Annotated in this window: 8 protein-coding genes; all 8 read left to right on the top strand. The window is 63.7% G+C overall.

Annotated features, from left to right (window positions below):
* Positions 1-426: hypothetical protein (locus tag FBR05_14340; protein MDL1873356.1), on the top strand; the 426-nt coding region annotated here is incomplete at its 5' end.
* Positions 411-1,628 carry an exodeoxyribonuclease VII large subunit gene (gene xseA, locus FBR05_14335; GenBank protein MDL1873355.1) on the top strand — a complete coding sequence of 406 codons (1,218 nt, stop codon included), beginning with the start codon at positions 411-413 and terminating at the stop codon, positions 1,626-1,628. The genes FBR05_14340 and xseA, both read left to right, overlap by 16 nt.
* A gap of 50 nt (positions 1,629-1,678) precedes the next feature.
* Positions 1,679-1,906: an exodeoxyribonuclease VII small subunit gene (gene xseB, locus FBR05_14330; protein ID MDL1873354.1), complete on the top strand. Its 228-nt coding sequence runs from the start codon at positions 1,679-1,681 to the stop codon at positions 1,904-1,906.
* Positions 1,903-2,796 (top strand): polyprenyl synthetase family protein, encoded by an 894-nt coding sequence (locus FBR05_14325; protein ID MDL1873353.1) that lies wholly within the window; start codon positions 1,903-1,905, stop codon positions 2,794-2,796. The genes xseB and FBR05_14325 overlap by 4 nt, the downstream gene beginning before the upstream one ends.
* A complete protein-coding gene (locus FBR05_14320) occupies positions 2,796-3,812 on the top strand; it encodes a zinc-binding dehydrogenase (GenBank protein MDL1873352.1) in 1,017 nt (338 codons plus the stop codon). The genes FBR05_14325 and FBR05_14320 overlap by 1 nt, the downstream gene beginning before the upstream one ends.
* A complete protein-coding gene (locus tag FBR05_14315) occupies positions 3,809-4,381 on the top strand; it encodes a hypothetical protein (protein ID MDL1873351.1) in 573 nt (190 codons plus the stop codon). The genes FBR05_14320 and FBR05_14315 overlap by 4 nt, the downstream gene beginning before the upstream one ends.
* A gap of 264 nt (positions 4,382-4,645) precedes the next feature.
* Entirely contained in the window at positions 4,646-6,103 is a 1,458-nt protein-coding gene (locus tag FBR05_14310; GenBank protein ID MDL1873350.1) for a menaquinone biosynthesis decarboxylase, read from the top strand.
* The coding region (locus tag FBR05_14305; GenBank protein ID MDL1873349.1) for a hypothetical protein at positions 6,100-6,336 on the top strand (237 nt) is incomplete at its 3' end. The genes FBR05_14310 and FBR05_14305, both read left to right, overlap by 4 nt.

Here is a 6,336-nt window from a genome sequence, read left to right as displayed (position 1 = left end):
ACGCCCGCCGCGACGCCGACCCCGGGTCCCGAGGACGGCGACGGGGACGGCGTCCCCGACTCCGGCGACAACTGCCCGGCCCACTCCAATACCGAACAGACCGACAGCGACTCCGACGGGATCGGCGACGCCTGCGACGACGACTTTGCCGTCACCCCTGGAGACGATGACGGCGACGGCATCCTCAACGAGGACGACAATTGCGAAAACGTGGCCAATCCCCTGCAAGGGGACGCAGACCAGGACGGCCTGGGCGACGCCTGCGACACCGACATGGCCGTCAACATCCCCGACCGCTTCCCCGGCTTCGAGAAACCCGGGACCAGCTGCGGCCTGCGTCCCGGAGCCCTCGCTGGCCCGGCCTCATTGTGGATTTTACTTTCGCTGCTGCCTGCGCTAGGCCTGCGGGCATGCAGGAAGAGCTGATTCCCGACCTCTCCGAGACCATCTACACCGTCAGCGAGCTGACCCGGGAGATCAAGAACCTCCTCGAGGGCGAATTTTCGGGCGTCTGGGTCACCGGCGAGATCAGTAATTTCCACGCCCACAGCTCGGGGCATTTCTACTTCACCTTGAAAGATAAAGGCGCACAGCTCTCCACGGTGATGTTTCGGGGCGCCAACCGGCACCTGAAATTCAAGCTGGAGGACGGCCTCGAGGTGGTCGCCAAGGGCCGGGTCAGCGTCTACGAGCCGCGGGGGAATTATCAAATCATCCTGGACTACATCGAGCCGAAGGGGCTCGGCGCCCTCCAGCTGGCCTTCACCCAGCTGCGCAACAAATTGGCCGAGGAAGGGCTCTTCGACGAGGCGCGCAAGCGACCCCTCCCCTATCTGCCGCGGACGCTAGGCATCGTCACCAGTCCGACCGGCGCCGTCATCCAAGACATGATCCGCATCCTGAAGCGTCGCAATCCCCACGTGAACATCCTGCTCTATCCTGTCTCCGTGCAGGGCGAGGCCGCCGCGCCCGAGATCGTGCGCGGCATCGAGGCCCTCAACCGCCACGGCGAGGCCGAGGCGATGATCGTTGGCCGCGGCGGCGGGTCTTTGGAGGATCTCTGGGCCTTCAACACCGAGGCGGTGGCCCGGGCGATCGCCGCCTCGCAGATCCCCGTGATCAGCGCCGTGGGCCACGAGACCGATTTCACCATCGCCGACTACGTCGCCGACCTGCGGGCGCCGACCCCTTCCGCCGCCGCCGAGCTGGCCGCGCCGGTGGCGGCCGAATTGCGGCAGGCCCTGCGGGACACCCAGCGCCGCCTGCTGCGCGGCTATCGCCAGGGCCTGGAGAGCCGACGGGAGAAATTGAAATTTTGGATCAGCCACCTCAAGCACCCGAAGAAGCGCCTGGAGGAGTTGTCCCAGCACTTGGACGATCTCCGGGAACGGCTGAAGCTCGGCGTCGCGCGGTCGCTGGAGACGCGGCGCGCGAGCCTGAGGCTGCTCAGCGAAAAGCTGGAAGTCCTCTCGCCCTTGTCGATCTTGTCGCGGGGTTATTCGATCGTGCGGAAGCTCGAGGCGGACGGCCGCGAAGGGGCGGTGGTGAAGGACTCGGGGCAGATAAGGCCCGGCGACTCCCTGTCCCTGCGCCTGTTCAAGGGCTCGCTCAAGGCGAGGGTTTTGTGACCCTACAATAGCATTGACGACCGGCGCGCCCCAGGTTTAGGACCTTAGCCATGCCAAAAACCGAGAAAGATTCCTTCGAATCCTCGCTGCAGAAGCTCGAGGAAATCGTCGAGCAGCTCGAGGAACCGGATCTCCCCCTCGACAAATCTCTGAAGCTCTTCGAGGAAGGCATCAAGCAGGCCCGTTTCTGCGAAACCCGGCTCACTGAGGCCGAGGGCAAGGTGGAAAAACTGATCCAAGAAAACGAGGCCTTCAAGAAAGAACCGCTCGAGCTATGACCCAGCCCTTCGACCTCCCCGCATACCTAGAGACCCGTCGTCGCATCGTCGACCAGGCCCTGCGCGACTTCCTTCCGAAGGCAAGCGAGTGGCCCGAGCGCCTCCACGAGGCGATGAACTACAGCCTGAACGCCGGCGGCAAACGCTTGCGCCCGATCCTGGCCATCGCCGCCGCCGAGGCGCTGGGCAAGGATTATCACGCGGTCTTGGCCGCGGCCTGCGCCCTCGAGATGATCCACACCTATTCGCTGATCCACGACGACTTGCCGGCTATGGACGACGACGACCTGCGGCGCGGCCAGCCGACCAACCACAAGGTCTTCGGCGAGGCCATCGCGATCCTGGCGGGCGACTCGCTGCTGACCGAGGCCTTCTTCACCATCGCCAATGCGGCCCGGCCCGAGCAGGCGGCCGCCGCCCTCGAGGTAATCCGGCGCATCGCCCAGGCCAGCGGCTCACGGGGCATGGCGGGCGGCCAGGCCGTCGACCTGCTGAGCGAAAAGAAGAAGATCTCCGTCGCCGAACTGGAAAGGCTGCATCGCCACAAGACCGGCAAGCTGATCCAAGTCTCCATCGAGGCGGGCGCCCTCCTGGCGGGCGCCGACAAGCGGCAATTCGAGTCCTTAAGCCGCTTCGGCGAGTGCATCGGCCTGTCTTTCCAGATCGCCGACGACGTCCTCGACATCGAGGGCGGCGAGGAGATCGGCAAGGATATCGGCAGCGACGTCGCCAACGAGAAGGCGACCTACCCCGCTTTGCTGGGCCTGGAAGAATCCAAGCGCCTGGCGCATCAACTGACCGAAGAGGCCCTGGGCGTCCTGGGCGATTTCGACGCGAAGGCGGACCCGCTGCGCGAGATCGCCCGGTATGTGGTTTATCGGAAGAATTAATGCGAGCCGCCGTTTATTATCCCCCCGATTCGATTCGCGTTGAAGAAGTTCCCGTTCCGACGATCGGCGCCGGCGAGATCCTCCTCAAGGTCCGCGCCTGCGGCGTCTGCGGCACGGACGTCCTGAAGGTCACCCGCGCCCTGCCGAAGCGGCCCGTCGTCCTCGGACACGAGCTGGTCGGCGACGTCGTCGAGGTGGGCAAAGGCGTCCAAAAGTTCAAGGCCGGCGACCGCCTGGTCGTCGCCCACCACGTCCCCTGCGGGCAATGCCACTATTGCCGCCACGGCAACCACTCGATGTGCCGACACTTCAAAGAGACCAACCTCGACCCCGGCGGTTTCGCCGAGTACCTGCGCATCCCCGCCGAGCACGTCGAGCAGACCGCCTTTAAAGTGCCTGCCCAACTGAGCGACGACGAGGGTCTCTTCACCGAGCCCCTGAGCTGCTGCGTGCGCAACGTGCGCCGGGCGAGATTGCTGCCGGGCGATTTCGCGGTGGTGGTCGGAATGGGTTCTATCGGCCTGATGATGGTCCAATTGCTGAAGTTGATTCCGACCCAAGTCTTGGCCTTGGACCTCTTCGAAGAACGCCTCGATCTGGCCAAGCGCCTGGGCGCCGACTTCGCGCTACGCGGCGACTCGCCGGACATCGCGGCCTTCGTCGCCGATCATACGGAAGGCCGCCGCGCCGACATCGTGGTCTTCACCGCCGGCGGCGGCCGGGTCTTTCAAAACGCCTTCGCTTGGGTGCGCGACGGCGGCGCCCTCAACCTCTTCGCCTCGCTCTCCGACAAGCCGGTCGAGGTGAGCCTGGACACCCTCTATCATCACGAGATCACCGTGTTCAGCTCCTATTCCCCTTCGCCGGAGGATCTGGTCGAGGCCCATCGCTTGCTGTGCGAGAAGAAAGTCCAAGTCTCCCCGTTGGTGACCCATCACGTCGACCTCGAGCAATTGCGGGAGTCCATCGATTGGATCACCGCGCAAAAGGCGATGAAGGTCATCGTCAACCCATGATGGATACTGTGGCCAAGCCCATGGCGGATCCGAAACCCTGGCATGGTCTCCGCGATGCCCTGTTCCGGCCTCGTACCTTCTTCAACGCTTTGAATCCCGAGGGTCCATGGACCTCTCCGCTCCTCTTCGCCGCGGCCCTATCTCTCCTGAGCGGAGCGGGCTTTGCCGTCAACGACCTCTTGTTCCCCCAGGGCAACGCCTTATGGGAGCCCTGGCCCTGGTATTGGAATCTCTTCGATTGGCCTTTGATCCTCGCCCTGGAGTTTCTGTTCCTGGCCTGGTTTCATCTCGTCCTGCGCTGGAGGGGCGGTGCCCATCACCCCTACCGCGCCACTTTCCGGGCCTACTGTTACAGCGCCGCACCCAATATCCTCTGTCTATTGCCCTTGCTGGGGATTTGGGTCGCCATCCTCTGGGGCCTGGGCCTATCGCTCTACGCGATCAAGACCTTGCAGAGGACGACGTGGACCCGTGTCGTCACGAGCTTCCTCATCGCCAATGCCTTGCTCGGCCTTGTGCTCTTCGGGCTGGTCTTTGCGGCCGGCTATTTTTTGCATTACTTCGAATAGTCCTTCCGGCTCACCGACTATAGGCATTGGCGCACAACGAAACCCTCCCATCATTTGAGAAAACCGGGTTAAGCTTGGAACGGGTGGCCGGGCGGGGGCCACCCGCCGCCCGCAGCTTGCGAGGACGGTGGGGGTGCAGACCGGACAGGACCCGTTCCAAGCTTAACCCGGTTTTCTCACACCTTATAGGTTACGAAGCGCCTGAAAATCGGTAAGTATTTCCGCTTGAAGTTCCAAAGTCCGAGGGTTAGCAAAGAATTCATGATGAAGTGGACCTCGCTGCGCCAGTTTGTCGACTTCCTTGCCACGAAGGGCGAGCTCGTCACGATCCGCGAAGAGGTCGATCCCGTCCTCGAGATCGCGGAGATCGCCGACCGCGTGATGAAGGCCGAGGGCCCCGCTCTGCTCTTCGAGAAGGTGAAGGGCAGCCCCTTCCCGCTGGCCATCAACCTCTACGGTTCGCGCCGCCGCATGAGCTGGGCCCTAGGCGTCGAGGACCTCGAGGAGATTCCCCGGCGCCTGAAGGAATTGCTGACCACCCAGCCGCCCGAGGGCTTTTGGGACAAGCTCAAGATGGTCCCCAAGCTGGCCCAAGTGGCCCGGTCCACTCCGAAGACCGTCGCCAAGGCCCCCTGCCAAGAGATCGTCTGGGACAAGATCGACCTGAACCGGCTGCCCATCCTGAAGTGCTGGCCCGAGGACGGCGGCCGTTTTATCACCCTGCCCATGGTGATCACCCAGGACCCCGATACCGGTCGCCGCAACGTCGGCCTCTATCGCATGCAGGTGCTCGACCACGAGACGACCGCGATGCACTGGCAGATCCACAAGGTCGGCGCGCGGCACTTCCAGCGCTATAAAGAGCTCAAGCGCAAGATGCCCGTCGCGGTCGCGATCGGCGGCGACCCGGTGCTGACCTACTGCGCGACCGCGCCCCTTCCCGACCAGGTCGACGAGATCCTCTTCGCCGGCTACCTGCGCGGCGCCCACGTCGAGATGGTCGACTGTCACGACAGCGAGCTGCAGGTCCCGGCCTCGGCCGACTTCATCCTCGAGGGCTACATCGACCCCGAAGAAGAGCTCGTGGACGAAGGCCCCTTCGGCGACCATACCGGTTATTACACGCCGGTCGAAAAGTTTCCCCGCTTCCACGTCAAACAGATCACCCAGCGCCGCGACCCCGTCTACCTGACGACGATCGTCGGCATCCCGCCGATGGAGGACAAATTCCTGGGCCTGGCCACCGAGCGGCTCTTTTTGCCGATGATCCAGATGACCTTTCCCGAGATCGTCGACATGCACCTGCCGGCGGAGGCCTGCTTCCACAACCTCTGCATCCTCAGCATCAAGAAGGCCTACCCCGGCCATGCCCAGAAGATCATGCACGCGCTCTGGGGCATGGGGCAGATGATGTTCTGCAAGTGCTTCATCGTCGTCGACCACGACGTCGACGTGCACAATTTCGCCGAAATCGTCTGGCGCGTCAGCAACAACATCGACGCCAAGCGCGACCTGACGGTGGTGGAAGGACCGGTCGACCACCTCGACCACGCCGCGCCGCGCCAGTTCGTCGGCGGCAAGCTGGGCATCGATGCCACCCGTAAATGGAAAGAGGAGGGCTATACCCGAGAATGGCCGAAGGACATCCAGATGAGCGAGTCGATCCAGAAGAAGGTCGACGCGCTCTGGCCCAAGCTGGGTATTTCCCTGAAAAAGCCATGAAAAAAACCATCCTGACCCTCTTGCTGCTCCTTGCGGCCACCACGCTGGTCCTGCGCTTTATCGAAGTCGAAATGCCGCCGTCCCCACCCAAAAAACCCCCGGCAAAAAAATGCCTCGCCGGCGAGGCCGCCCAGCCCGGCACCGACGCCGAGGGCGAGCCGCTGGCGACCTGCGCGGAGCTCGACGCGATCAACCAGGCCTACCTCCGCGACATCAAGCCCATCTTCGCGGCC

The sequence above is a fragment of the Deltaproteobacteria bacterium PRO3 genome, from assembly GCA_030263375.1.
Lineage (GTDB): Bacteria > UBA10199 > UBA10199 > DSSB01 > DSSB01 > DSSB01.
The sequence above is the reverse complement of the archived record's forward strand: the minus strand, read 5'-3'. Positions and strand labels throughout refer to the sequence as shown.